General features: G+C 39.3%; 22 protein-coding genes and 5 tRNA genes. All 27 read right to left on the bottom strand.

Features of this window, described 5'->3' with window-relative positions; genetic code table 11:
• Positions 1–26: 26 nt before the first annotated feature.
• Positions 27–626: a DapH/DapD/GlmU-related protein gene (locus ABIN91_RS02155; RefSeq protein ID WP_348047958.1), complete on the bottom strand. Its 600-nt coding sequence runs from the start codon at positions 624–626 to the stop codon at positions 27–29.
• Positions 613–1,875, bottom strand: a complete 1,263-nt coding sequence (locus ABIN91_RS02150; protein ID WP_348047956.1) for a polysaccharide ABC transporter ATP-binding protein — start codon at positions 1,873–1,875, stop codon at positions 613–615. Before ABIN91_RS02150 ends, ABIN91_RS02155 begins: the two co-directional genes overlap by 14 nt.
• Positions 1,876–1,894: 19 nt before the next feature.
• Positions 1,895–2,746 (bottom strand): ABC transporter permease, encoded by an 852-nt coding sequence (locus ABIN91_RS02145; RefSeq protein WP_348047954.1) that lies wholly within the window; start codon positions 2,744–2,746, stop codon positions 1,895–1,897.
• A 44-nt stretch (positions 2,747–2,790) separates the two neighbouring features.
• Complete coding sequence (gene gmd / locus ABIN91_RS02140; RefSeq protein ID WP_348047952.1) at positions 2,791–3,903, bottom strand: GDP-mannose 4,6-dehydratase; 1,113 nt, start codon at positions 3,901–3,903, stop codon at positions 2,791–2,793.
• A 27-nt stretch (positions 3,904–3,930) separates the two neighbouring features.
• Positions 3,931–6,321, bottom strand: a complete 2,391-nt coding sequence (locus tag ABIN91_RS02135) for a polysaccharide biosynthesis tyrosine autokinase (RefSeq protein ID WP_348047946.1) — start codon at positions 6,319–6,321, stop codon at positions 3,931–3,933.
• A gap of 4 nt (positions 6,322–6,325) precedes the next feature.
• Complete coding sequence (locus ABIN91_RS02130; protein ID WP_348047944.1) at positions 6,326–7,141, bottom strand: polysaccharide biosynthesis/export family protein; 816 nt, start codon at positions 7,139–7,141, stop codon at positions 6,326–6,328.
• Between the two features lie 181 nt (positions 7,142–7,322).
• The gene (locus ABIN91_RS02125; protein ID WP_348047939.1) at positions 7,323–7,631 is read right to left on the bottom strand and encodes a DUF3467 domain-containing protein; all 309 of its coding nucleotides are present in this window, start codon (positions 7,629–7,631) and stop codon (positions 7,323–7,325) included.
• A 101-nt stretch (positions 7,632–7,732) separates the two neighbouring features.
• Entirely contained in the window at positions 7,733–8,863 is a 1,131-nt protein-coding gene (locus ABIN91_RS02120; protein WP_348047937.1) for a glycosyltransferase, read from the bottom strand.
• A gap of 181 nt (positions 8,864–9,044) precedes the next feature.
• Positions 9,045–13,334 carry a DNA-directed RNA polymerase subunit beta' gene (gene rpoC / locus ABIN91_RS02115; protein ID WP_348047935.1) on the bottom strand — a complete coding sequence of 1,430 codons (4,290 nt, stop codon included), beginning with the start codon at positions 13,332–13,334 and terminating at the stop codon, positions 9,045–9,047.
• An 87-nt stretch (positions 13,335–13,421) separates the two neighbouring features.
• A complete protein-coding gene (gene rpoB / locus ABIN91_RS02110) occupies positions 13,422–17,225 on the bottom strand; it encodes a DNA-directed RNA polymerase subunit beta (RefSeq protein ID WP_348047933.1) in 3,804 nt (1,267 codons plus the stop codon).
• Positions 17,226–17,447: 222 nt separating this feature from the next.
• Complete coding sequence (rplL, locus tag ABIN91_RS02105; protein ID WP_348047931.1) at positions 17,448–17,828, bottom strand: 50S ribosomal protein L7/L12; 381 nt, start codon at positions 17,826–17,828, stop codon at positions 17,448–17,450.
• Between the two features lie 59 nt (positions 17,829–17,887).
• On the bottom strand, positions 17,888–18,406 hold the full coding sequence (rplJ, locus tag ABIN91_RS02100) for a 50S ribosomal protein L10 (protein WP_348047929.1): 519 nt from the start codon (positions 18,404–18,406) through the stop codon (positions 17,888–17,890).
• A gap of 2 nt (positions 18,407–18,408) precedes the next feature.
• On the bottom strand, positions 18,409–19,107 hold the full coding sequence (gene rplA, locus ABIN91_RS02095) for a 50S ribosomal protein L1 (RefSeq protein ID WP_348047927.1): 699 nt from the start codon (positions 19,105–19,107) through the stop codon (positions 18,409–18,411).
• A 21-nt stretch (positions 19,108–19,128) separates the two neighbouring features.
• Positions 19,129–19,569: a 50S ribosomal protein L11 gene (rplK, locus tag ABIN91_RS02090; RefSeq protein ID WP_348047925.1), complete on the bottom strand. Its 441-nt coding sequence runs from the start codon at positions 19,567–19,569 to the stop codon at positions 19,129–19,131.
• Positions 19,570–19,755: 186 nt separating this feature from the next.
• Positions 19,756–20,298: a transcription termination/antitermination protein NusG gene (gene nusG, locus ABIN91_RS02085; RefSeq protein WP_348047923.1), complete on the bottom strand. Its 543-nt coding sequence runs from the start codon at positions 20,296–20,298 to the stop codon at positions 19,756–19,758.
• A 10-nt stretch (positions 20,299–20,308) separates the two neighbouring features.
• Positions 20,309–20,503 carry a preprotein translocase subunit SecE gene (gene secE / locus ABIN91_RS02080; RefSeq protein ID WP_348047921.1) on the bottom strand — a complete coding sequence of 65 codons (195 nt, stop codon included), beginning with the start codon at positions 20,501–20,503 and terminating at the stop codon, positions 20,309–20,311.
• Between the two features lie 25 nt (positions 20,504–20,528).
• Positions 20,529–20,599, bottom strand: a tRNA-Trp gene (locus tag ABIN91_RS02075).
• Positions 20,600–20,674: 75 nt separating this feature from the next.
• Positions 20,675–21,862, bottom strand: coding sequence for an elongation factor Tu (gene tuf, locus ABIN91_RS02070; RefSeq protein ID WP_348047919.1), 1,188 nt, complete (start codon positions 21,860–21,862; stop codon positions 20,675–20,677).
• 60 nt (positions 21,863–21,922) lie between these two features.
• A tRNA-Thr gene (locus ABIN91_RS02065) sits at positions 21,923–21,994 on the bottom strand.
• A 60-nt stretch (positions 21,995–22,054) separates the two neighbouring features.
• Positions 22,055–22,127: transfer RNA gene (locus tag ABIN91_RS02060), tRNA-Gly, on the bottom strand.
• A 138-nt stretch (positions 22,128–22,265) separates the two neighbouring features.
• Positions 22,266–22,346 (bottom strand) — tRNA-Tyr (locus ABIN91_RS02055).
• A gap of 83 nt (positions 22,347–22,429) precedes the next feature.
• Positions 22,430–22,502: transfer RNA gene (locus ABIN91_RS02050), tRNA-Thr, on the bottom strand.
• A 169-nt stretch (positions 22,503–22,671) separates the two neighbouring features.
• Positions 22,672–23,016: an HPF/RaiA family ribosome-associated protein gene (locus ABIN91_RS02045; RefSeq protein ID WP_348047917.1), complete on the bottom strand. Its 345-nt coding sequence runs from the start codon at positions 23,014–23,016 to the stop codon at positions 22,672–22,674.
• Between the two features lie 14 nt (positions 23,017–23,030).
• Positions 23,031–23,963, bottom strand: a complete 933-nt coding sequence (locus ABIN91_RS02040; RefSeq protein WP_348048174.1) for a tyrosine-type recombinase/integrase — start codon at positions 23,961–23,963, stop codon at positions 23,031–23,033.
• 86 nt (positions 23,964–24,049) lie between these two features.
• Positions 24,050–24,241, bottom strand: coding sequence for a 30S ribosomal protein S21 (gene rpsU / locus ABIN91_RS02035; RefSeq protein ID WP_348047916.1), 192 nt, complete (start codon positions 24,239–24,241; stop codon positions 24,050–24,052).
• 107 nt (positions 24,242–24,348) lie between these two features.
• Positions 24,349–25,437: an acyltransferase gene (locus ABIN91_RS02030; protein ID WP_348047914.1), complete on the bottom strand. Its 1,089-nt coding sequence runs from the start codon at positions 25,435–25,437 to the stop codon at positions 24,349–24,351.
• A 156-nt stretch (positions 25,438–25,593) separates the two neighbouring features.
• Positions 25,594–26,766: an acyl-CoA dehydrogenase gene (locus ABIN91_RS02025; protein WP_348047912.1), complete on the bottom strand. Its 1,173-nt coding sequence runs from the start codon at positions 26,764–26,766 to the stop codon at positions 25,594–25,596.
• Positions 26,767–26,876: the final 110 nt, after the last annotated feature.

Here is a 26,876-nt window from a genome sequence, read left to right as displayed (position 1 = left end):
ACTAAAGAAATTCATTACGATAATCTTTAAACAGTTGGACGATCCTTAAGCCTTTTTGCAGGAACTCCTCCATTAATTGAAAAAGGCTCTACACTTTTATTTACAACAGAGCCCGCTGCTATAATAGAACCAGTACCAATAGTCACTCCATCTAATATGCTGCAGCCGTGGCCTATCCAAACATCATCCTCAATTATAATACCCTTAGCATTATGCCCCTGTTCAGATATTGGAATATCTCGTCTGCTAAAATTATGATTTACTGGTACAACCATACATTGAGCGGCTATTAAAACGTTATTCCCAATTTTAACACCCCCGGTACCAAAAATCATAGTATATGGGTTGATACTACAATTATTCCCTATAGTAATATCTCCTCCGTAGGTAGAGATCAATACACCATCAAGAATTTCACACCCATCTCCAATATTTATCCTACCTCCGTCTCTTACCCTTATTTTAGCATCATCCTCTATATAAACATTACTTCCTATAATAATATCATTATAGCTATAGGGGGAATAAGGCTTTTCAGGATAAAATGACGGTCGCAATACTTTTTCTTTTGAAATGTATTTGGTAATAAGCTCCCCAATTATCTTTTTTATCTTATTCCGATACATCCCATTCAAAATCTTCTATGTAAGTGCATGAGCCCTCTTGCCATTGATAATCGCGGTGAGTACCAAGCATTACCATTTCAAAAGCGCAAACTTTTTCAAGTGCCTGTAACATTTTTGCACCGGTTTGTTCAGCCAAATATACATTGAAATGATAGTTGCCCATATATAAACGTATTGTTGGAATTGTACAAACCATTCTGGTAATACCGCTTTTACGACACATTGGTATTTCAGAATCAAAGTTCCAAAGATTCATTATTTTTTGATCGTATATGTTTACTGCTTCTAAAGCAATACCGGCACCTTTTAATGGGCGGGGGCAATAAATATCTATTATGATCTTAAGTTCTGCTCCATTTACATGGGTGTTACCTGGCTCACTGGTAATCAATTCCATTTTAACTATCTTAGGCTCATCGCCTATTGGCGAATCAACGTATTGACCGCCTATATTAGCACCATCGTTAAGATAGGTGGATATGATTTGTTCTGTAGGGCCTTTATCAACCAGCAGGCCTTGTTTAAGATATATACAATTATTAGTTAAAGTTGATATTGATTGCATATTATGGCTCACAAACAAAACTGTTCTGCCATCTTTAGTGCTTACATCGCTCATCTTACCTAAACACTTTCTCTGAAACTCCGCATCACCTACAGCTAAAACCTCATCCACAATCAATATTTCAGATTCCAAATGAGCAGCGACAGCAAAAGCCAATCTAACGTACATACCCGATGAATAACGCTTAACTGGTGTATCAATATATCGTTCTATACCAGCAAAATCTACAATAGCATCAAAATGTTTTCTTATTTCTGCTTTACGCATGCCCAGTATGGCACCATTTAAAAAAATGTTCTCTCTTCCGGTAAGCTCGGGATGAAAGCCGGTTCCTACTTCAAGTAAACTTGCTATCCGGCCCTTTATTTTTACGCCACCTGCAGTTGGTGTGGTAACCCGGCTTAATACTTTTAACAAGGTACTTTTCCCCGCACCATTTCTACCTATAATTCCAATAGAATCACCTTGATCAATTTCAAAATTGATATCCCGTAAACTCCAAACAATATCGCTTCCGCCTTTGCTAGTACGATCATTCGCTTCACCTATTTTTAAAAACGGATCTTCCTTACCTCGCATCAAGGCCCACCACCTTTCTATATCACGGCTCAGTGTTCCGGTGCTAAACTCACCCAATTGGTATGCTTTAGCTAAATTTTCGGCCTTAATAACGGTATTATTCATTTTATATCTAGGTAGCGTGTTATATTGTGTCTACAAAATTCTTTTCAACTTTATTAAAGATCACTAAGCCTATTAGGAAAATAACAAAACTTGCCACAGTACTATAAGCAAAAGCGTAGGGGTAAAACTGCCCCGCACCTAAAAACCCATATCTAAAAGTTTCTATTAACCCGCTAAGTGGATTACAAATAATTAGTAACCGGTATTTAGCAGATGCGGCTGACAGTGGATAAATAACGGGTGTTGCATACATCAATAACTGGACACCAAAAGTAACCAGGAAAACGAGATCACGGTATTTCGTTGTTAGCGCAGTTATGATTAGGCCTAAACCTAAGCTTAAAATAGCCATTAAGAACATAACGACAGGAAATAACAACACATACATATTTGGGTGCACATTTTCACCTTTAAATAGGTAGTACGCCATGAGTATGATAAATAAAATAAACTGAACACCAAATTTAACCAGGTTAGAAAAAATAATACTCAATGGCATAATTAACCTTGGGAAGTAAACCTTCCCAAAAATGCTCACGTTGTCTCTAAATACCGTGGATGTTTTATTAAGTCCATCTGAAAAATAACTCCAGGCTACGTTGCCGGCCATATAAAAAATAGGAGCTGGTGCACCATTAGTGCTGATACCGGCCATTCTACTAAATATAAAAGTAAAAATTATAGTTGTAAATATGGGCTGGATAAAAAACCATAAAGGTCCAAATATAGTTTGCTTGTAAAACGAAACAAAATCCCGACGTACCAACAACCATAGGAGGTCGCGGTAATTCCAAACATCTTTTAGATGCAGATCAAATACTGTATCCTGGGGTTTAATTTCTAGATCCCACGCTTCATTTTTCAATTCCATATTTGATATTAACATTTTATAAATTAGATTGAGAAAAGATGGTATTATTCAAACTGATTCTTAATGGTATAACCAGATTCCTTTAATAACATCTCTTTACGGAAATGCTCCACATCAGCCGCTACCATTTCTTTAACTAAAGCAGCCAGATCATATTTAGGCTTCCAGTTTAATTTAGTATTGGCTTTAGTAGGATCGCCGATGAGCAGTTCTACTTCTGTAGGACGGAAGTATGTTGCATCAACGGCCACTACAAGTTTACCGGCTTCTATCTGGTAATCAGGATTGGAGCAAGATACGACATACCCCTTTTCATCAATGCCCTCACCTTTGAATTCTACTTCGATACCAACTTCTTTAAATGCCAAACGGACAAACTCCCTTACTCTGGTTGTAACTCCAGTAGCAATAACATAATCCTCAGGTGTTTCCTGTTGTAAGATCAGGTACATGGCCTCAACATAATCTTTAGCATGGCCCCAATCTCTTTGCGCATCAAGATTCCCTAAAAACAAGCTATCCTGTAAACCGGTAGCAATTTTGGCCACAGCTCGGGTTATTTTACGCGTTACAAAGGTTTCTCCTCGCAGCGGACTTTCGTGGTTAAATAGGATACCATTACAAGCATATATTCCATAAGCTTCACGATAGTTCACCGTGATCCAATACGCATACATCTTAGCAACAGCATAAGGTGAACGTGGATAAAATGGCGTCGTTTCTGATTGTGGAACAGCTTGCACCAAGCCATATAACTCAGAAGTTGATGCTTGATAAATTTTAGTCTTTTTTTCTAAACCCAATATCCGTATCGCTTCCAGCAATCTCAGTGTACCTATTCCATCGGCATTGGCGGTGTATTCCGGGGTATCAAAACTCACCTTAACATGAGACATTGCACCCAGGTTATATATTTCATCTGGCTGAACCTGTTGGATGATTCTAATCAGATTGGTTGAATCTGACAGATCGCCATAATGCAATTTAAACTTCACGTTACTTTCATGAGGATCCTGGTACAGATGATCGATACGATCTGTATTGAATAGGGAGCTTCTCCTTTTGATACCATGAACTTCGTACCCTTTTGATAATAAAAGTTCCGTAAGATATGCACCATCCTGCCCGGTAACACCTGTAATTAATGCTTTTTTCATTACTTATAATACTATACTTTTCTAATTTTAACTAAAGATTCTTTTAAAGAATCCCGGCTTTTCGGATTCATTTCCGTAACCATAACCATAGCCATAGCCATAACCATAGCCATAACCGTAACCATATACATAGTTTCCTCTCAAATATTTAATATCATTGATCAGGATGTAGGGGTTCTTAACTTTATTGGTTTGACGCAAGTGGTTAACCATTTCCAATTGAGGTTTGTGGGTATATTCCTGCCGTACGACATAAAAGGTAATATCGACAAACTTTTCAACCAATAAGGCATCGGTAACTATACCAACTGGAGCCATATCCATGATCACATAATCAAAATCCTTCTTGAGTTGCTCGATAAGCTGCTCAAGTTTAACATTCATGAGAATTTCTGCGGGATTGGGAGGAATGGGACCGGAAGATATTAAAAAACAATTCTCATTAAATGACGTCGGCTGAAGTATAGAATGATAATCGGTTTGATCGGATATAATAAAATTGGTTATTCCATTGGTATTGTCCAATTGTAAACTCTTGGAGAGTTTGGGTTTTCGCAAATCTAGCTCTAACAATATAACTCTTTTGCCACCTAATGCTAATGCACTGCCCAAGTTAAGCGATAAAAATGATTTCCCCTCACCGCTCATACTCGACGTGAACATCAATACGTTCGACTTTTTAGTATTCACAATATATTGCAAATTAGTCCTTAAACTTCTGAACTGTTCCGATATGTTACTTCTGGAATCCCTTGTAACGACTAAGGCCCCGTCCGAAGTTTTGTGCCCGATTTCACCAACTATAGGGATATTGGTTTTGCGTTCAATGTCGTACTTGTTCATGATTTTGACGTTCAAGATTTCTTTGAGCCACAAGTAAAGCCCGGGTATAAGAATCCCGGCAAATAGTCCCATTAAATAAATAGAAGATCTTTTTGGCTTGAAAGGTTCCAGATCACTCTTGGCCTTTTCAATAATTTGTGCGGTTGCAATGGTAGAGGTTTTGGATATCGCAACTTCTTCCCTCTTCTGCAGCAAATAAAAATACAATTCCTCTTTAATCTTTTGTTCCCGTGCAAAATTATTGTAAATGCGCTCAATCTCGGGGACTTTACCTATTTGTGTTTCAACTTCATGATCTTGCTTTTGTAATTCTCTGCGGGCGGCTATCAGTCCCTGTTTGTAATTTTGCAGTCCGCGCATAATAGCACCGCGAGCAATCTCCATCTGATCATTAATATTTTTGATCCTGGAATTCTGATCGGTATAGGATAGTTTTAATTTTTCCCGGTCCTGAATCAATTGATTATAAACGTCGATATTGGTAGACAAGCCTCCTGCCAGTCCTACTGACACACTGGGTGGAATGACTCTTTCGTTACCCGGGCTCTTTAAATACTTCTCTATATTTTGCGCGACAAATATCTGGAGATCCTGCTGATTTAAGGCACTATAGTTGCTGCTTTGCGTTTGAACCAAAATTTTAGATTTCTCTTCAACGTTGATCATCTGATTAGTCTGCTTAAATTCCTCAAATTTCTGCTGAATGGCACCCAATTGACCAGAAACTAATGACAAGCGATCATCAATAAATTTGATAGTACTATCAGCCGTTTTTAACTTATACTGTAAATTGGCAACAATGTATTCACTCATCAACTCCTCTAAAACATATTCACCCTTACGGGGCTCTGTATAGTTTAAGGACATCAGGATTGAAGACGAAGACTTGTCCGAAAAGGAGGCATCAAAATTAGCCATAAACTCCGATATAGCCGCATCCTCCGACTGAAGTCTGATCGCAAAGCCTCCAACGCGCGTATCCCGTGTCTTGGTTAAAATGAATTTATAATTCAGATGATAAGCCGAAAAGTCAACAAGCTGACCAAATTTGAAGATATTAAAAAAATGTAGCTCCCTGTTTTTGACCGTAAATTCGTGATCATTTAAGATGTTAATCTCGTACTTCCGGCTAATCATATCCGAGTTGGCATTGATCAAAGTGACTTTGAATGGCACTTTTTCAAAAATCTCAACGGATTTGAAACGATTTTGCTCATAGGTCCGGATATTGAAATGCGTTTCTGCGATCACTTTACTGACCAAACTACGGGAGGTTAAGATATCGATCTCATTCTGCGGATTATTTTTGGGAATGAACATAGCCGATAATTCGCTATGCTCCGATGCCTGGGATGTACTATTGTTGCCGTTGTCCCGGATCAGTATCTTACTGGTGATATTCCAGATCGGGGACGTCAGGTTTACATTAACCCAGGCCACAGAAAAGCAAACGATAACGCCAAGAATAAACAAATACCAATGATTGATAAATCTGGATAAAATCAGCTTTAAATCAAAAATACTGTCTTCGACGGGGATAAATTGATTCTCTTGATTTATATTACTATCGCTCATCAAATTATTTTTTAATCAGGACCAATAAAGTGGTAAGAATGCTCAAACTTATAGTGATATAGGAAATATTACGCGATAAAACAACATCAGAGGTAGCCGCTTTACCCTGATTTGGCGCAATATACAATACATCATTATTTTTAAGATAATAATAAGGCGATCGGATGATGTCACTGTTGAGCAAATTGATCCTGACTGTACTGTAGGTATTATCATCATTCAGCCGCATCAAAAGGATATTATCCCGCCTTCCGTAAATAGTTACATCACCGGTATAACCTAGAACATCCATAATCGTCAATTTTTCATTAGTAATAGTCAGCGTTCCTGGTTTTTGCACTTCGCCTAAAACTGTAATCTTCAAGATCTTACTTTTAAGCAACACTACCGGATTCTTCAGGTAAATTTCTGCCTTTTTTCTAATGACTTCCCGCGCCTGGTCCAAAGTCAATCCATTCACATTGATTTTACCCAATTCGGGCATTTCAATATTTCCGTCTTTGTCAACCAAGTATCCCGTATCTCCGCCACCACCCGCACTGCCGCCGCCTGCCGTATTCGATAAGGCCGAAAAGGAATTACCCGCATTAATAGGAGTCGTGGCAGCAGGCTCAACGGTTAAGATTTCGACAGACAATACATCTCCGCTGTGGATAACCGACGGCACGAAAGTAGGCAGTTTAATGCTGGATAATTTGGTTGAATCCGGTATGTCCTGAAAAAACACAAGCTTTTTCAAAGACAGGCATGAGGAGAAGGTTACGCTGATATAGACCAAAAGCGTACAAATAAAAAAATGTTTAACTATACGTTTATACATACTGTAGATTTTCTGGTCAAGCGGCGTTAGCAATGGCATTGCAATATAGTAACAAATGTTATTTTATCAAAAATATTAATAAATTTGATAAAATCCGAATAGATTTATAAAAATTCGCTAACCATAATAGAGTTTTATTGCAAAAGTATAAATATTTTCACTTTTATAATAAGACTATAGGTCAGGCCTGCCCCACTGTCCCGCCAAAATTCATCGGAAAAACGCTCGGATCTTCATTTATTTTTATTCGTCCGTTGATCGATTCAAATTTTTCCACATTGTCTTGCAAAGCGTTTAAAAGCCTCTTCGCATGTTCTGGTGTTAATATAATTCTCGACTTTACCCTGGCTTTGGGTACACCAGGCATCACCCTGATAAAATCAAGCACAAACTCTGAGTTTGAATGTGTAATAATTGCCAGGTTTGAATAAATACCTTCTGCAATCTCTTCCGACAATTCAATATTTAATTGGTTTTCATTTTGTTCCATTGTAGTATAAAATTAAAAAAAGGCATCTATTAAAGATACTCTTTAACAAGGATGTTGTTAATTACAAATTAATAATGATTCATTTACAGTATTTATAACAGCTAATTATTATACATATTGAGGTAAGATTTAAGCAAAGTATCCGCACCGAAATCAGTCTTTATACTTTGGGGGGCGATCTCTCTAATCTTCTTCTGCTTTTCTATTTCCTTGTGAAATTGGTTTAAGGTATCGGTAATCACGCTGCACTCTGTACTGCAAATCCAGCCCAATTGCTTTTTTTCTACATAAGTCGACAAACCTACTTTATCTGATAGGAGTACAGGAGTTCCACATACCAATGCTTCCAAAACAATGTTGCCAAAGTTTTCATTATAGGACGTGAGTGCCATTAAATCGCTATTGCTTAACAGCTCATATTTCTCATGACCGTAAATGGGGCCGGCCCAGGTCACATTTTCAGTGATCCCCAAACTCGTCGCACACTGCTGAAGCGAATTCAAATATTCTACCGAGCCCGAACCTACGATAGTTAAATGATAACCCCATTGAATTTCAGACAGTGCCTTCAATAATAGCTCTATCCCTTTCTTGGGGTCAACTCTACTCAAAAAAATAATATTGGTCACATCAGTATTCTTTTCCTGCCGCTCTACTTTCACATCATCTATTTCCAGTAAAATATTGGGAATCACTATCACATCACTTGCAGGGAACACTTTTCTGATCTCAACCAATTCAGTATCAGCTGTAGCATGAAACTTCACTTTTGACAATGTCCTTTTACTGAGAAAGTAATGTAGTATTTTTTTTTGGAAGGAGTGATTGGTATTAATTACATAATCACTTAACATGCCCCTTGGTGAAACTATAGGAACTATACCTTTAAGCGCGCATATTATCAATGAAAAAACACTGACAAAATTCCATAATGAATGAATGTGTATTACATCATAGTCTCCGGCGTGTTTCCATAGGTATGACAACAGACCGGGCGAAAAATGTGTATTGTCTTTAGTGATACGTTTAAAGTATAATACCTTTACACCTTCAATTAAATGAGGGATGCCCACCTCAACATCAAGCTCAACTTTACCATTGGCCGTCGTTGTAATTACAGTAACATCAATGCCGTTTGTTGCAAGGGTTTTGCATAACGCAGCCGAAGAGTAAATAGGCCCTCCATATATGAAGGAAGGGAAATACCAAGGGATAACATGCAAACACTTCATTCGGACAGCCTAATAATTGAATTTCATAAGTAGTTCAAATGTAATATATATTGGAAAGAAAATAAACCTTTTTTCAACACTTCCCCAATTAAATTATCAATATGATAAATAGAAACCCTTATAACTACGAAAACCCTTAATAAAAGGGCTTTCGTAGTTAATTCAAGAATACTATAAAGATTTAAACCTCTACTACTTCTTCTTCTGTTTTAGATGCCATTAAGCGATCAAATTCTTCTTTTGATCCTACACGCACATTATCGTATATCCTCAAACCTGTACCAGACGGGATCAAGTGACCAACAATTACGTTTTCTTTCAAGCCAAGCATTTTATCTACTTTACCAGCTATCGCGGCTTCGTTCAGTACTTTTGTGGTTTCCTGGAACGATGCTGCCGACATGAATGATTTAGTACCTAATGATGCACGAGTTATACCTTGAAGCATTGGGCTTGATGTTGCAGCAATTGCATCTCTCACCTCAACCAATGTCTGATCCTTACGTTTCAGGATAGAATTCTCGTCTCTGAGTTTTCTAACCGATACGATCTGGCCAGCTTTAAGGTTGTTAGAATCTCCCGGCTCAACAACAACTTTCTTATCAAAGATATCATCATTCTCAACCATGAAGTCCCATGAGTTAACTGCTTCCTTTTCTAAGAATTTAGTATCACCTGCATCTTCGATAGTAACCTTTTGCATCATCTGGTGAACAATAACTTCAAAGTGCTTATCGTTGATCTTCACACCTTGCAAACGGTAAACCTCTTGAATACCATTAACCAGGTATTCCTGTACTGCTGCAGGGCCTTTAATAGCCAATATATCAGCAGGAGAGATAGAACCATCAGAAAGCGGCATACCAGCCTTCACAAAGTCATTATCTTGTACAAGAATGTGTTTAGATAATGGAACAAGGTATTTCTTGATCTGACCGTCTTTCGATTCGATAGTCATTTCACGGTTACCACGTTTAACACCACCTAAGGTTACCACACCATCAATCTCGGTTACTACAGCCGGGTTAGATGGGTTACGTGCTTCGAATAACTCGGTTACACGTGGTAAACCACCTGTAATATCTCGTGTTTTTCCGGTAGAACGTGGAATCTTGGCAATGATCTGTCCTGTTTGGATCTTCTCACCTTCGTCAACCGCGATGTGTGCTCCTACCGGGATGTTGTATCCTTTAGTAACTACACCTTTCTCGGTAATCTGAATAACAGGGTTTTTAGTTTTATCACGTGTATCGATAATTACCTTTTCGCGGTGACCAGTTTGCTCATCAGATTCTTCACGGAAAGTGATACCCTCTAAAATAGCTTCAAACTGTGCCTTACCTGCAAATTCAGATATGATTACCGCGTTATATGGATCCCATGAACAGATACGGTCGCCCTTGCTGATCTTGGCACCATCTTTCACATAAAGGAAAGCACCGTAAGGAATGTTATTGGTTACGATAACTTTATTTGAACCTTCTTCGATGATACGGAACTCGCCAGAACGGCCCAATACCACTTGTAGTACACCTTCTTCGGCTTTGTACTCTACAGTACGAACATTTTCAAACTCAATAACACCTTCAAATTTAGCGTTGATCTGTGACTCAGCCGCGATGTTAGATGCGGTACCACCCACGTGGAATGTACGCAAAGTTAACTGTGTACCCGGCTCACCGATTGACTGTGCTGCAATTACACCAACAGCCTCGCCCATTTGCACACGTTTACCGCTGGCAAGGTTACGACCATAGCATAAAGCACAAACACCACGTTTGCTTTCGCAGGTTAATACCGAACGAATTTCGATACCTTCTAACGGAGAGTTTTGGATAGCATGGGCAATATCTTCTTCAATATCCTGACCTGCAGATACTAATAATTCGTTTGTTAACGGATCATAAACATCGTGCAATGAAGTACGACCTAAAATACGATCGTATAATGGTTCAACAATATCCTCATTATCCTTTAACGCTGTTGTGAAGATACCACGCAGTGTACCGCAATCGGTATCACCAACGATCATATCCTGGGCAACATCATGTAAACGACGGGTCAAGTAACCAGCATCAGCAGTTTTCAAAGCCGTATCCGCCAAACCTTTACGTGCACCGTGGGTTGAGATAAAGTACTCCAATACCGACAAACCTTCTTTAAAGTTGGAAAGGATAGGGTTTTCAATGATCTCGCCACCTGAACCTGATTTTTGCGGTTTCGCCATCAATCCACGCATACCGGCCAACTGCCTGATCTGTTCTTTAGAACCACGGGCACCTGAATCAAGCATCATGTAAACTGAGTTGAATCCTTGGTTATCTGTTGACAGTATTTCCATCACGTTTGCGGTTAAACGGTTGTTAATACGTGTCCAAACGTCAATAATTTGGTTGTAACGCTCGTTGTTGGTAATGAAACCCATGTTATAGTTATTCATTACTTCTTCAACTTCCTTAGTTGCAGTTTCGATCAAAGTAACCTTTTCTGCAGGGATGTTCAAATCTTTCAGGTTGAACGACAAACCACCACGGAATGCCATTTGGAAACCTAATTCTTTAATATCATCAAGGAATTGAGCGGCACGAGCCATACCAGTCACCTTAACTACTGTACCAATAATATCACGTAGTGATTTTTTGGTCAACAATTCGTTAATGTAACCTACTTCTACCGGTACGTGTTGGTTAAACAATACACGGCCAACAGTAGTATCTGTTAATTTATTAACGATGCTGCCGTCGCGTTCTTTAACATTTACTTTAACTTTAATGAATGAGTGCAGATCTAATTTCTTCTCGTTATAAGCGATAATAACTTCTTCCGGAGAATAGAAATTTAACCCTTGGCCCTTCATTACTCTTCCTTCGTCGGTTTTGCGGCCCTTTGTAATGTAATACAGACCCAAAACCATATCCTGTGAAGGAACGGTGATTGGTGTACCATTTGCAGGGTTCAAAATGTTATGCGAAGCAAGCATCAATATTTGGGCTTCCAAAATTGCAGCGTTACCCAGGGGTACGTGAACCGCCATCTGGTCACCATCAAAATCCGCGTTGAAAGCCGTACAGGTTAAAGGGTGTAACTGGATAGCTTTACCCTCGATCAGTTTTGGCTGGAACGACTGGATACCTAACCTGTGCAACGTAGGCGCACGGTTTAGTAACACAGGGTGTCCCTTCAATACGTTTTCTAAAATATCCCAAACTAATGGGTCTTTACGGTCAACTATCTTTTTAGCCGATTTTACTGTTTTTACAACACCACGCTCAATCATCTTACGAATGATAAATGGTTTGAATAGCTCAGCAGCCATATCTTTAGGTAAACCACACTCGTGTAATTTAAGGCTTGGGCCTACAACAATTACCGAACGTGCCGAATAATCCACACGTTTACCTAATAAGTTTTGACGGAAACGACCTTGTTTGCCTTTCAGAATATCTGAAAGAGATTTCAAAGCACGGTTACCTTCGGTTTTTACAGCGTTAACTTTACGTGAGTTATCAAATAAAGAGTCAACAGCCTCTTGTAACATACGTTTTTCGTTACGTAAAATTACTTCCGGAGCTTTGATCTCGATCAAACGTTTTAAACGGTTATTACGGATGATAACACGACGATATAGATCGTTCAAATCGGAAGTAGCAAAACGGCCACCTTCCAATGGAACTAACGGACGCAATTCTGGTGGAATTACAGGAACGATCTTAACGATCATCCATTCCGGGTTATTCTCTATACGTGTTTTAGCATCGCGGAAAGCTTCAACAACTTGTAAGCGTTTTAAGGCTTCGTTTTTACGTTGTTGTGAAGTTTCGTTAGCCGCCTGATGACGCAGATCATATGATTGCTGATCTAAATCCAAACGTTTTAACAATTCTTCTAAAGCTTCGGCACCCATTTTGGCAACAAATTTCTGAGGATCTTTGTCATCAAGGTACTGGTTTTCTTTTGGTAAAGTATCCAGGATATCCAAATATTCTTCTTCTGTTAAGAAGTCCATTTTGTTGATACCATCGGCTTCTTTAATACCAGATTGTATAACTACGTAACGTTCGTAGTAAATGATCAAATCTAATTTTTTAGTAGGCAAGCCTAATAAATAACCGATCTTGTTTGGTAATGAACGGAAATACCAGATGTGCGCAACTGGAACCACCAAATTGATGTGCCCCATACGCTCACGACGTACTTTCTTTTCAGTTACTTCAACACCGCAACGGTCACACACGATACCCTTGTAACGGATACGTTTGTACTTACCGCAATGGCACTCATAATCTTTAACCGGACCGAAAATACGCTCGCAGAATAAACCATCGCGCTCAGGTTTGTAGGTCCTGTAGTTGATGGTTTCTGGTTTTAAAACTTCGCCACTTGAACGCTCCAGTATAGACTCCGGAGAGGCCAGACTGATGGTGATGGTGGTGAAATTACTTTTGATTTTATTATCCTTTTTATAAGACATAGTCTCCTTTTGTTTTAATGATTGAAGGATTGAATGATTGAAGGATCGAATAACTCAGTGTCATTCAACCCTTCAATCATTCGATCATTACTCTAACGTGATATCTAAACCTAAACCTCTTAACTCATGAACCAATACGTTGAATGATTCAGGAACAGATGGTGTTGGCAGATTTTCGCCCTTAACAATAGCTTCGTAGGTTTTAGCACGCCCCACAACATCATCAGACTTAACAGTCAAAATCTCTTGCAGGATATTTGCCGCTCCGAATGCTTCAAGAGCCCAAACTTCCATCTCACCAAAACGCTGACCACCGAACTGGGCTTTACCACCCAATGGTTGTTGTGTAATTAATGAGTATGGCCCGATAGAACGCGCGTGCATCTTATCATCAACCATGTGGCCTAATTTAAGCATGTAAATTATACCAACTGTAGTTTGCTGATCAAAGCGATCGCCAGTTAAACCATTGTATAAGTATGTACGGCCAGACTCTGGTATGCCTGCTTTAGTAACCCACTCTTCCACTTCGGTATGGCTTGCACCATCAAAAATTGGAGTAGCAAATTTAACACCCAGCTCTTTACCTGCCCAACCTAACACGGTTTCGTAGATCTGACCTAAGTTCATACGTGAAGGTACACCCAGTGGGTTCAACACGATATCAACCGGAGTTCCATCTTCTAAGAAAGGCATATCCTCATCACGAACGATACGTGCAACAATACCTTTGTTACCGTGACGGCCGGCCATTTTATCACCCACTTTCAACTTACGTTTTTTAGCGATGTAAACTTTAGCCATTTGTACGATACCCGATGGAAGCTCATCACCTACGCTGATAGCGAATTTATCGCGACGGTAAGCACCAAGCTCTTCGTTAACCTTAATGTTATAGTTATGAAGCAATAACTTGATCAATTCATTTTTATCATCATCAGTTGTCCATTTTGTTGGGTTGATGTTGGCAAACTCTAATTCAAGTAATATTTTTTGAGTGAATTTAACACCCTTAGCTATCAATAACTCTTTGTAAACGTTATAAACGCCTTGTGAAGTTTTACCGTTAACGATCTCGAATAACTTATCAACTAAAGTATTCTTCAGATCCTTAATTGCTTTTTCGTGTTTGATATCTAACTTCTCGATAGCTGCTTTTTCTTCAGCTTTAGAAGTCTTTTTAGCACGAGAGAACAATTTGGTATCGATAACCACACCAGCGATTGATGGAGGAGTTTTTAAAGACGCATCTTTAACATCACCTGCTTTATCACCAAATATGGCACGTAACAGTTTTTCTTCCGGCGATGGGTCAGACTCACCTTTAGGGGTGATCTTACCGATCAAAATATCACCTTCTTTCACTTCGGCACCAACACGGATAATACCGTTCTCGTCAAGGTCTTTAGTAGCCTCTTCAGATACGTTAGGGATATCCGGTGTTAATTCTTCTTCACCACGTTTGGTATCACGAACCTCTAATTCAAACTCTTCAACGTGAAGTGAAGTGAATATATCCTGTGATACAACGCGCTCAGATATTACGATCGCATCCTCAAAGTTGAATCCCTGCCAAGGCATGAAAGCTACTTTTAAGTTACGGCCCAATGCTAATTCACCATCCTGAGTTGCATAACCTTCGCAAAGTACTTGTCCCTTTTCAACACGTTGACCTTTCTTAACGATTGGTTTAAGGTTGATGGTTGTGCTTTGGTTGGTTTTTTTGAACTTGATCAAACGGTATGATTTGCTGTCGCCTTCAAAAGAAACCAAACGGTCTTCCTCGTTACGATCGTATTTAATACGAATCTCGTTAGCGTCAACATATTCAACAACACCATTGCCTTCAGCATTGATGAGCGTACGTGAATCTTTAGCTACACGACCTTCTAAACCAGTACCAACAATTGGCGCTTCCGGACGTAACAATGGTACGGCCTGGCGTTGCATGTTCGAACCCATCAAGGCACGGTTAGCATCATCATGCTCTAAGAACGGGATCAATGATGCCGCGATAGAGGTGATCTGGTTTGGAGCGATATCCATATAATCCAACCTTGTAGGCTCGATAATCGGGAAGTCACCCTCAAAACGTGCTTTTACACGTGGAGTAGCAAAGTTACCACCATCATCATAAACAGCGTTGGCCTGGCCAATAGTTTTACCGTCTTCATCTTCTGCAGACAGGTAAACAACCGGCTCCTGCATTTGTACAACACCATCCTGAACACGTTTGTATGGTGTTTCGATGAAACCAAGATTGTTGATCTTAGCGTGAATACATAATGAAGATATCAAACCAATGTTCGGTCCTTCGGGAGTTTCGATGGTGCACAACCTACCGTAGTGGGTATAGTGAACGTCACGAACCTCGAAACCTGCACGCTCACGCGACAGACCGCCGGGGCCTAAGGCTGACAGACGACGCTTGTGCGTGATCTCTGCCAGTGGATTGGTTTGGTCCATGAACTGTGATAACTGGTTAGTTCCGAAGAACGAGTTGATCACAGATGATAGGGTACGTGCGTTGATCAGATCGGTTGGCGTAAATACCTCGTTATCGCGGATGTTCATACGCTCACGGATGGTACGTGCCATACGAGCCAAACCAACACCAAATTGCGCGTAAAGTTGCTCACCAACAGTACGAACACGACGGTTTGACAAGTGATCGATATCATCAACCTCAGCCTTGGAGTTGATCAACTTGATCAGGTATTTAACAATGGCGATGATATCATCCTTAGTTAAAACCTTAACCTCGTTAGGCGTGGTTAATTTCAATTTACGGTTAATGCGGTACCTGCCCACATCACCCAAATCGTATCTCTTATCAGAGAAGAATAAACGATCGATGATACCACGAGCTGTTTCTTCATCAGGTGGTTCTGCGTTACGTAACTGGCGATAGATATGCTCAACCGCTTCTTTCTCGGAGTTTGAAGTATCCTTTTGTAAAGTGTTATATATAATAGTATAATCACCGCTGGTTGCAGCATCTTCCTTGTTCAGGATGATGGTTTTTACACCCGCGTCGATGATCATATCAATATGGTCGTCTTCTAAAACGGTTTCGCGCTCAAGGATGATCTCATTCCTGTCGATAGAAACTACCTCACCGGTATCTTCATCAACAAAATCTTCCACCCATTTTTTAAGCACCCTTGCAGCAAGCTTACGGCCAATGAATTTCTTCAGGCCAGATTTGCTTACTTTTACTTCGTCGGCAAGTTCAAATAATTCCAAAATGTCTTTATCTGAATCATAACCAATTGCACGAAGCAAGGTAGTAACCGGGAATTTTTTCTTACGGTCGATGTAAGCGTACATCACGTTATTAACGTCTGTAGCAAACTCGATCCATGAGCCTTTAAAAGGAATAACACGTGCAGAGTACAACTTGGTACCATTAGTGTGGCGGCTTTGGCCGAAGAACACACCTGGTGAACGGTGTAACTGTGATACAATTACGCGCTCGGCACCGTTGATAACAAATGTTCCTTTAGGTGTCATGTAAGGGATAGTTCCCAAATAAACATCCTGAACAATTGTTTCAAAATCTTCGTGCTCCTCATCATTACATGACAGGCGAAGTTTTGCTTTTAATGGTACACTGTGTGTTAACCCACGCTCAATACACTCTTGAATATCGTATCGTGGCGGATCAATAAAGTAATCAAGAAACTCTAAAACGAAAATGTTTCTTGAATCTGATATAGGAAAGTTCTCAGCAAATACTTTAAACAAACCTTCTTTGTGACGGTTGTCTGAAGTAGTTTGTAGTTGAAAAAATTCCTGGAAAGACTGTAACTGTACATCCAAAAAGTCTGGGTATTCCAAAACTTTTCTGCTGGTTGCAAAGTTTACTCTTTGATTAATTATGTTTGCCAAGGGATTATAATTTTAGTTTATTAATAAACTGGATATAGACGTGATTATTAAGATATGAGATGTGAGAATAAAAGATTTGAACTCAAGTGCCTGATTATAACGAACAAAAGGGTCCAATAGTCTCATACCAAATTATCTCAACCTATACGGCAATATAAACGACAATAGACCCCGACCAAAAACTGGTCGGAGTCGTATGTTATTGGGCTTTATTGGGTTAAATTACTTAACCTCAACAACAGCTCCTGCTTCTTCTAATTGTTTTTTCAAGCTTTCAGCTTCTTCTTTAGTAACACCAGTTTTTACTTCTTTAGGTGCACCATCAACTAAGTCTTTAGCTTCTTTCAAACCTAAACCAGTTAGGTCTTTTACCAATTTAACAACTGCTAATTTAGCACCACCAGCTTCTTTCAATATTACATCGAACGCTGTTTGTGCTGCTGCCTCAGCTGGAGCATCACCACCACCTGCTGGAGCTGCTACTGCAACTGCTGCTGCTGCCGGCTCAATACCGTATTCGTCTTTCAAGATCTGAGCTAATTCGTTAACTTCTTTTACTGTTAAGTTTACCAATTGTTCAGCAAACGCTTTTAAATCTGCCATTACTATAAATTTTTAATGTTAAATACTTTGTTTTTAATGTTCGAACTTAAGGTGTCCGATTAACCTCTTTCTTGTAATGTTTTAACTAAACCTGCAATAGTATTGCCACCCGATTGTAGGGCAGAAATAACGTTCTTAGCAGGCGATTGCAATAATCCGATGATCTCGCCAACCAGTTGTTCTTTCGATTTCAGGTTAACTAAAGCTTCTAATTGGTTATCGCCAATAAATACAGCAGTATCAATATAAGCTGCTTTCAATACTGGCTTGTCACCTTTTTTCCTCAATTGTTTAATCAGTTTTGCCGGAGCAGTACCTGATTTTGAGAACATGATAGATGATGAACCTTTTAACACATCATAGATCTCGGTGAAATCACCTTCGATAGCCTCCATGGCTTTCTTGATCAATGAGTTTTTAGTTACCTGCATCTTAATGTCGCTTTCGAAACATTGACGACGGATAGCGTTAATTTTTGCAACAGTTAAATCAGAAGTATCAGTAATATAAAAATTACCATACTCTTTCATTTGTTCAGCAAGGGCAAGAACAAGATCGTGTTTTTCTTCTTTATTCATGATTAGATCCCCGCTACTGATTTAGTTTCAACTTGTATTCCAGGAGACATGGTTGAAGAGATATGAATACTCTTGAAATATGTTCCTTTTGCTGCTGATGGTTTTAATTTAGATATGATTTGAAGGATCTCCAAAGCGTTTTCATAAATTTTATCAGCAGGGAATGATACTTTTCCTATTGAGGTATGGATAATACCGGTTTTATCAACCTTGAAGTCAATTTTACCTGCTTTTACCTCAGTTACAGCTTTACCCACATCTTGGGTTACTGTACCTGATTTAGGGTTAGGCATTAAGTTACGTGGGCCTAATACACGACCCAAACGACCAACTTTAGCCATAACACTTGGCATAGTGATGATAATATCAACATCAGTCCATCCACCTTCAATCTTGGCGATATAATCATCCAAGCCTACAAAATCAGCACCTGCATCTTTTGCTTCCTGTTCCTTTTCAGGAGTACAAAGCACTAATACACGTACAGTTTTGCCGGTTCCGTGAGGTAAGGTTGCAATACCACGCACCATTTGATTGGCTTTACGTGGATCAACACCTAAACGAACATCTATATCAACAGAAGCATCAAATTTAGCGATAGTAATATCTTTCACTAATGATGTTGCATCCTGTAAAGAATACGCTTTGTTAACCTCAACTTTGGATAGTGCCGTTTTTTGATTTTTTGTTAATCTTGCCACTGTCTTGATTTAGTTAATTAATTAATTCCAGGGCGCTGTACCAGAAACGGTAATTCCCATACTGCGAGCTGTGCCTGCAACCATTTTCATGGCTGATTCAACTGTAAATGCATTTAAATCGGTCATTTTATCTTTAGCGATAGTTTCAACCTGGCTCCAGCTTACGCTTGATACCTTTTTACGGTTGGGTTCTGCCGATCCGCTCTTTAAACCTGTAACTTCCAATAACTGGATAGCAACTGGTGGAGTTTTAATGATAAAATCAAAAGATTTATCTACATAAACTGTGATTACTACTGGCAACACTTTACCTGGCTTGTCTTGCGTACGGGCATTGAACTGCTTACAAAACTCCATAATGTTCACACCTTTAGCACCCAAAGCTGGGCCTATTGGTGGAGATGGGTTTGCAGCGCCGCCTTTTACCTGTAGCTTAACCATTGCACCGACTTCTTTTGCCATTTTAATTTAATTTTTGTTACTTAATGTTAGTAAGTGGAAGCTATGTAACATTCTCAACATGTGAGTGGTGAATTGTGAATGGTGAGTGTTTACTCATCATTTTTAAAAAACATTCACTCAGCTTCTTTATATGTTTGTGATTCCGGTAAGTAATAATTTACTACTCACCAATAACCACCCACCAAATTATTCTTTTTCTACCTGCATGTAATTCAATTCGAGCGGCGTACGGCGGCCGAATATCTTTACCATTACTTTCAGTTTCTTTTTCTCTTCGTTAACCTCTTCTATAACTCCGCTAAAGCCGTTGAACGGGCCATCCATTACCTTAACGTTTTCGCCAATGTAATATGGAACGTTCATCGTTTCGCCTTGCTCGCTCATCTCATCAACCTTACCTAAAATACGGTTAACTTCGGCCTGGCGCAAAGGGATAGCATTACCTTGCTTATCACCTAAAAAACCAATAACGCTATTGATGTTTTTAATAATGTGCTCAAGTTCACCATCTAAAGCAGCTTCCATCAGCACGTATCCAGGGAAAAAGTTACGCTCTTTAGCTATCTTTTTTCCATCGCGCATTTGGTAGTATTTTTCCATAGGTATCAATACCTGCGGAACAAGGTGGGCTATACCTAAACGCGTAATTTCGGCATCTACGTATTGCTTAACCTTTTTTTCTTTACCACTAATGGCTCTCACCACGTACCATTTCAATTGATCACTCATGCTTAAAATATTACGATAATGATTTATAAAAATATTGTAATAAGCGGCCAAATGATTGATCCATCAACAACACAATTAAAGCGATGATGATAGCAGCTACCAATACTAAAATTGCACTATTTTGTAATTCACCCCATGTAGGCCAGGTTACCTTTTCGGTAAGCTCCTCATAAGATTCTTTAATATACTCAGTTACTTTAGCCATTTTATTTACTTCTCTCTTTACAAAGCACGGGAACAAGGATTCGAACCCTGATCAAAGGTTTTGGAGACCTCTATTCTACCGTTGAACTATTCCCGTTTATTATAAGAAAACATAAACCCGCATTTTACTGCAGATTTATGTTTCTCAATTAACCTTTTTTTTGAAATATTATTATTTCAAAATTTCTGTTACCTGACCAGCACCTACTGTTCTACCACCTTCACGGATAGCGAAACGTAGACCTTTTTCCATCGCGATGGCGTTGATCAACTTAACAGTGATTGTAACGTTATCACCTGGCATAACCATTTCTACACCTTCGGCTAATGAAATCTCACCAGTTACGTCAGTTGTGCGGAAATAGAATTGCGGACGGTATTTGTTAAAGAATGGAGTGTGACGTCCACCTTCTGCTTTTGACAATACGTAAACCTCAGCTTTGAAATCTGTGTGAGGAGTTACTGAACCTGGTTTGCAAATAACCATACCACGACGGATGGCTTCTTTTTCAATACCACGTAATAATAAACCTACGTTATCACCTGCTTCACCACGGTCAAGGATCTTACGGAACATTTCAACACCAGTTACGGTTGATTTTAAGTTCTCGGCACCCATACCTAAGATGTCAACTTGCTCACCAGAGTTGATGATACCACGCTCAATACGACCAGTGGCAACAGTACCACGACCAGTGATTGAGAATACATCTTCAACCGGCATCAAGAAAGGAAGCTCAGTTAAACGAGGAGGGATTGGAATATAGTTATCAACTGAATCCATCAATTCCATGATCTTACCAACCCATTTTGGATCGCCGTTTAGACCCCCTAATGCTGAACCTTGGATTACTGGAATATCATCACCTGGATATTCGTAGAATGATAATAATTCACGAATTTCCATTTCAACTAATTCTAACAACTCAGGATCATCAACCATGTCAACCTTGTTCATGAAAACAACAAGAGCAGGTACACCTACCTGACGAGCTAACAGGATGTGCTCACGAGTTTGTGGCATCGGACCATCAGTTGCAGCTACTACGATGATAGCACCATCCATTTGAGCAGCACCGGTAACCATGTTCTTTACGTAATCCGCGTGACCTGGACAGTCAACGTGAGCGTAGTGACGTTTAGCGGTTGAGTACTCAACGTGAGCAGTGTTAATAGTAATACCACGTTCTTTTTCTTCAGGAGCTGAATCGATTGAATCGAATGAACGAGCTTCTGAAAAACCAGCGTCAGCTAATACTTTAGTGATAGCTGCGGTAAGGGTTGTTTTACCGTGGTCAACGTGACCGATTGTACCGATGTTTAAGTGCGGCTTGCTGCGGTCAAACTTTTCTTTTGCCATGATTTATAAATTTTTGTAGGTTAATTATTTCTAAATTGTTTATAATACTAATTATTATAGAGCCAACAATGGGATTTGAACCCATGACCTCTTCCTTACCAAGGAAGTGCTCTACCCCTGAGCTACGTCGGCTTTTTTCAGTTCATTTGTTCATTTATCCTTTTTAAAAAGGAACCAATCAACCAAGTCCTGAGCGGAAGACGAGGTTCGAACTCGCGACCTATAGCTTGGAAGGCTATCGCTCTACCAACTGAGCTACTTCAGCTTTTTTTAATGATTGAATGACTGAGTTTTTGAAGGATTGAATGTTTAAAATTCAATATTCCAATAACTCAATCATCTCAGGATAAACATTCCGGATCATTCAATCCTTCAGTCATTCACCCAATCAATCCTTAAATTGTGGGGGGAGAAGGATTCGAACCTTCGTAGCCGAAGCAGCGGATTTACAGTCCGCCCCATTTGACCGCTCTGGTATCCCCCCATCGTTTATTTACGCTTTTTGAATTACGATTTACGATTGAAAAACATTCGTAAATCTGAAATCTAAACTCGCAGATTAAACTGAGCCTCCTATCGGGATCGAACCAATGACCTACTGATTACAAGTCAGTCGCTCTACCAGCTGAGCTAAGGAGGCAATTTATTTTTTTAAGAACGTTTCCTTTTTGTTGCGAGGCAGTGTTGAGTACCTCTCCAAAAGGGATTGCAAATCTACACAATTTAAAAGCCGAACAAAATTTTTTTTCAAAAAAAATCGGCAGGATATTATCCTGCCGAAAATGTTAAAATTTGGACTATTTTAAGGGTTATTCTTCTTCTACATCTGCCGTGATAGAGCTTAGTACTGCTTTATCAACCGAGCTTTTCTTTTGCTTATGCTTCCCAATCTGCTTAATGAGCGATTCGATCGACAAATCGGTAGCTTCTTCGAACGTTTTACACTGATGCTTGGCAAATAGCTGATTGCCAGGGAGGGTTAGCTTGATCTCCGAGATCTTGTTGGCCTCATCTTCAACATTTTCCAGCTTTAAATATACTTCACCACTAATAATCTGATCAAAAAAAACATCGAGTTTATCGGCCTTTTTTTGGATAAAATCTAATAGTTTTCTGTCTGCTGTGAAGTGGATTGATTGGACTCTGATTTTCATGTTGTCTCCTTTTTTTACGCCTTTGGATGGGCTAGTTTGTAAATAGATTTTAATCGCTCAACGGAATTGTGTGTATAAATTTGAGTTGCGCTAAGGTTAGCATGGCCCAAAAGCTCTTTTATTGCATTTAAGTCGGCACCGCCATTGAGTAAGCTTGTAGCGAAGGTATGCCTTAAAACGTGCGGGCTTTTTTTATCCTGGGTTGATATATATGATAAATACTTTTGCACTATAAGGTAAATCATTTTGGAGTATGCATTCGCTCCTTTACTTGTAACGAGTAATGTTGAAGAATTGTTATTAAAATTTTCACTTTTCTTTTGCTGTATATATTGGGTTAGCAATAGCTTTAACTCCGTATTGATAGGTACTATCCTCTCTTTGTTGCGTTTACCTAAAACTTTGATAGTTCCTTCGTATAAATTAACGTCGGTCTCTTTTAATCCCACCAGTTCGGCTAAACGGATACCGGTGCCGAATAGTAGCTCAATCACCAGTTTATCGCGTAAGCCGGTAAAGCCATCGTTAAATAATTCGGTACTGTTTAGCAGGGATACGATCTTATCCGTTTCAACAATTACGGGTAAACGCTTAGGTATTTTGGGTGCCTGTATTTTGGACGCGGGATTATTTTCGATCACGCCTTCGCGCATAGCGAACTTAAAAAATGTACGCAGGCATGATATTTTACGATTGATGGATTTTGCGGCCTGCTCGTCGTTCATCAACTGAACTACCCATTCGCGAATATCCTGATAGGTAATATCGCTGAGGTTTGAAATTAGTGTGCTTATTTTGTCTTCGGTCTGGGCCGGATCAATGTCGGTTTGCCCGGATGTAGCTGTGTAGCTAAAGAATTGATGCAGATCATTTTGGTACGCGGTTATGGTATGTGGGGAGAACCGCTTTTCGAACTGAAGGTATTGTATAAACTGCTCTAAAACCATAAAAACTATTTGCGCATCCGTAATATGAATGTACAAATAGTTTTAATATGATATAAAAAAAATTAAAAATAGGTTTTAGCCTATAATTAACTTACTTCACTGTTCATGTTTTGAATGTAAACTGCGTGCTTGATTTCAGTTCTGCGGGTAACAGACTTCTTCTCGTACGCCTGACGGCTACGCAATTCTCTTAATACTCCGGTTTTTTCGAATTTCTTTTTAAAGCGTTTCAATGCTTTATCTAATGATTCGCCGTCTTTAATGTTGATAATGATCATAAGTCTTAAAAATACCTCCTTTCAGGGAGGGCAAAAGTATGTATAATGTTTTGAAAATCAAACCAGATATCAATATTTATTTAAATGCTAACCAACAGGCTTTGAGGCTATCTGGATGCAGGCGATAAGATACGAACCTTTCGCCAGGGCAAGCCGGTTAGCAAACGATATAGACCTATAAAATATTTTCGCAAAATAACAACCCCACCCAACGTGATCAAAAAGACAATTATGGGCGATAAGATCAGGGCAATTTGGCCCTTATTTTTTGCATGGGGTATAACTAAGTTAAAATATATAGAAATAACGATGGGGTGATAAAGGTAAATAATAAGCGAGTACTCCTGCCCCAACTTTGTAATTAGGTTATTTTTAGGCATGGGCACTTTAAGTGCTAAAATAAACATACCGGCAGCATATAAAAAGCTACCGAACAATAGATCACTTACGGCCGGGTTGTGGCTGTATTTAAAAATAAGGTTTTGCTCTAAAGCTTGTAGAGCTACACCCAATAAAACCAATATTATCCCCTGCCAAAGCTTTAACCTATCTATAAGATTATATCGTGAAAACAGATAGCCCGTAATTAAAAACGGGATGGACATGAGTTGCCTCGAAAACCTGAAATTTACATTATCTGGTAAAAAAAAGTGAGCGTAACCGCCCGTCAATAAAACGATAAGTAGCACAGCGGCAGCGATGTATGGTAGCAGCTTAACAGCATTAATTTCGAGCATGAACCATAGAAAAATGTATCCAAAAATCATGGAGCCGATAAACCAGAGGTGATCATGGGTTCCTATTAAAAAGGTGGCTGTGTTTAATAATATGGCTATAGGCTCTGTACGGCGCAACAAAGTAAAAACCAGGTAAACTAAATTGGATGTGAAGAATATAGATAATAAACTCTTTATCCTTCTTAAGAAGGTCATTTCGGGCTTAGATCTGAATCCTATTTCAAAATAATAACCGCCAACCAAAAAAAAGAAAGGTACAGCCCAACGGCACAATTCATTGATTACTGTAATTGTATTGCCGGGGATATCTCCGAACGATGGAATGTGAAGTATGACAATACAAAAGGCACCAAGTAAACGAAAAGCATCTACAGTATAATTTCTACCTTTTGTCGTTGTATTATCCTGATTGGTAATTTGAACTTGTGAATGAACGGTAACGTCAGTTTGGTATTCCATTTATGGCCAACATATTTAAACAATGTTGGCTAAACATAGTAAAAAGCAAGCAAAATATAATATTATTAAACTTATTGCAAGTAAATTAACTTTTTTATACTATTTTAATAACCAAGATGCAATGATTGTGAATACCTTTTATTAAACAATATCGGATCATTTTAATACATCGCGTGCGATAACGATCTTCTGAATCTCCGATGTTCCTTCGCCGATAGTACAAAGCTTAGCATCGCGGTAAAATTTTTCTACCGGAAAATCTTTGGTATAACCATAGCCGCCGAAGATCTGCACCGCTTCGTTTGCCACTTTTACGGCAACTTCGGATGCAAAATATTTAGCCATGGCTGACTGCTTGGTTACCGGTAAATGCCTGTTCTTTAAATCGGCAGCCTGAGCTATCAATAGTTCGGCAGCTTCAATTTCGGTAGCCATATCGGCCAGTTTAAATGAGATGCCCTGAAAGTTGGCTATCGGCTGGCCAAACTGATGGCGCTCCTTGGCATATTTAACTGCGGCCTCGAATGCGCCCTTAGCAATACCTAATGATAATGCGGCTATTGATATACGGCCACCATCCAAAACCTTCATGGCTTGTTTAAAACCTTCTCCTTCTATGCCTAACAAGTTCTCTTTAGGGACACGGCAGTTATCAAATATTAACTCGGTAGTTTCTGATGCGCGCATGCCGAGTTTGTTTTCCTTTTTACCGTGGGTAAAGCCGGGCGTCCCTTTTTCTATTACGATGGCTGATATGCCCTTAGAATCGCCTTTTTCGCCTGTGCGAACCATTACTACTGCAAGGTTGCTTGATTTACCGTGGGTGATCCAGTTTTTAGAGCCGTTAATTATATAATGGTCGCCATCTAAAACGGCAGTGGTATTCATGCCTAAAGCATCCGAACCGGTGTTGGCTTCCGTTAGTCCCCATGCACCTATCCATTCGGCAGTAGCCAGTTTAGGCAGCCAGCGGTGCTTTTGTTCGGTATTAGCAAAGGCTAAGATGTGGCCTGTACATAATGAGTTGTGTGCGGCAACCGACAATCCTATAGATCCGCAAACTTTGGCAATCTCGACAATTACGGTAACGTATTCGTGATAGCCAAAGCCCGAGCCGCCAAATTCTTCGGGAACTAAAACGCCCATTAAGCCTAATTCTCCTAATTTTTTAAAAAGATTTATCGGGAAGTATTGTTCTTCGTCCCATTGCATTACATTGGGGCGGATGTTTTTTTCGGCAAAATCTTTAACCATTTGAGCAACCATTTGCTGGTTTTCACTCATCGAAAAGTTGAAAGCCGAAGGAGTTTCGGCTACTAAAGAATCCATATTTTATATTGGTTTTACACAAAGTTATAAAATATAACATAGCTTAACCATGTACAAATCCCAATATAAAATAGAATAAAATGGTTTTTGGTATAGATATGCAGGATAAA

The organism is Mucilaginibacter sp. (assembly GCF_039921305.1).
GTDB lineage: Bacteria > Bacteroidota > Bacteroidia > Sphingobacteriales > Sphingobacteriaceae > Mucilaginibacter.
Note: the sequence above shows the minus strand (reverse complement) of the source record. Positions and strands in the feature narration are given on the sequence as shown.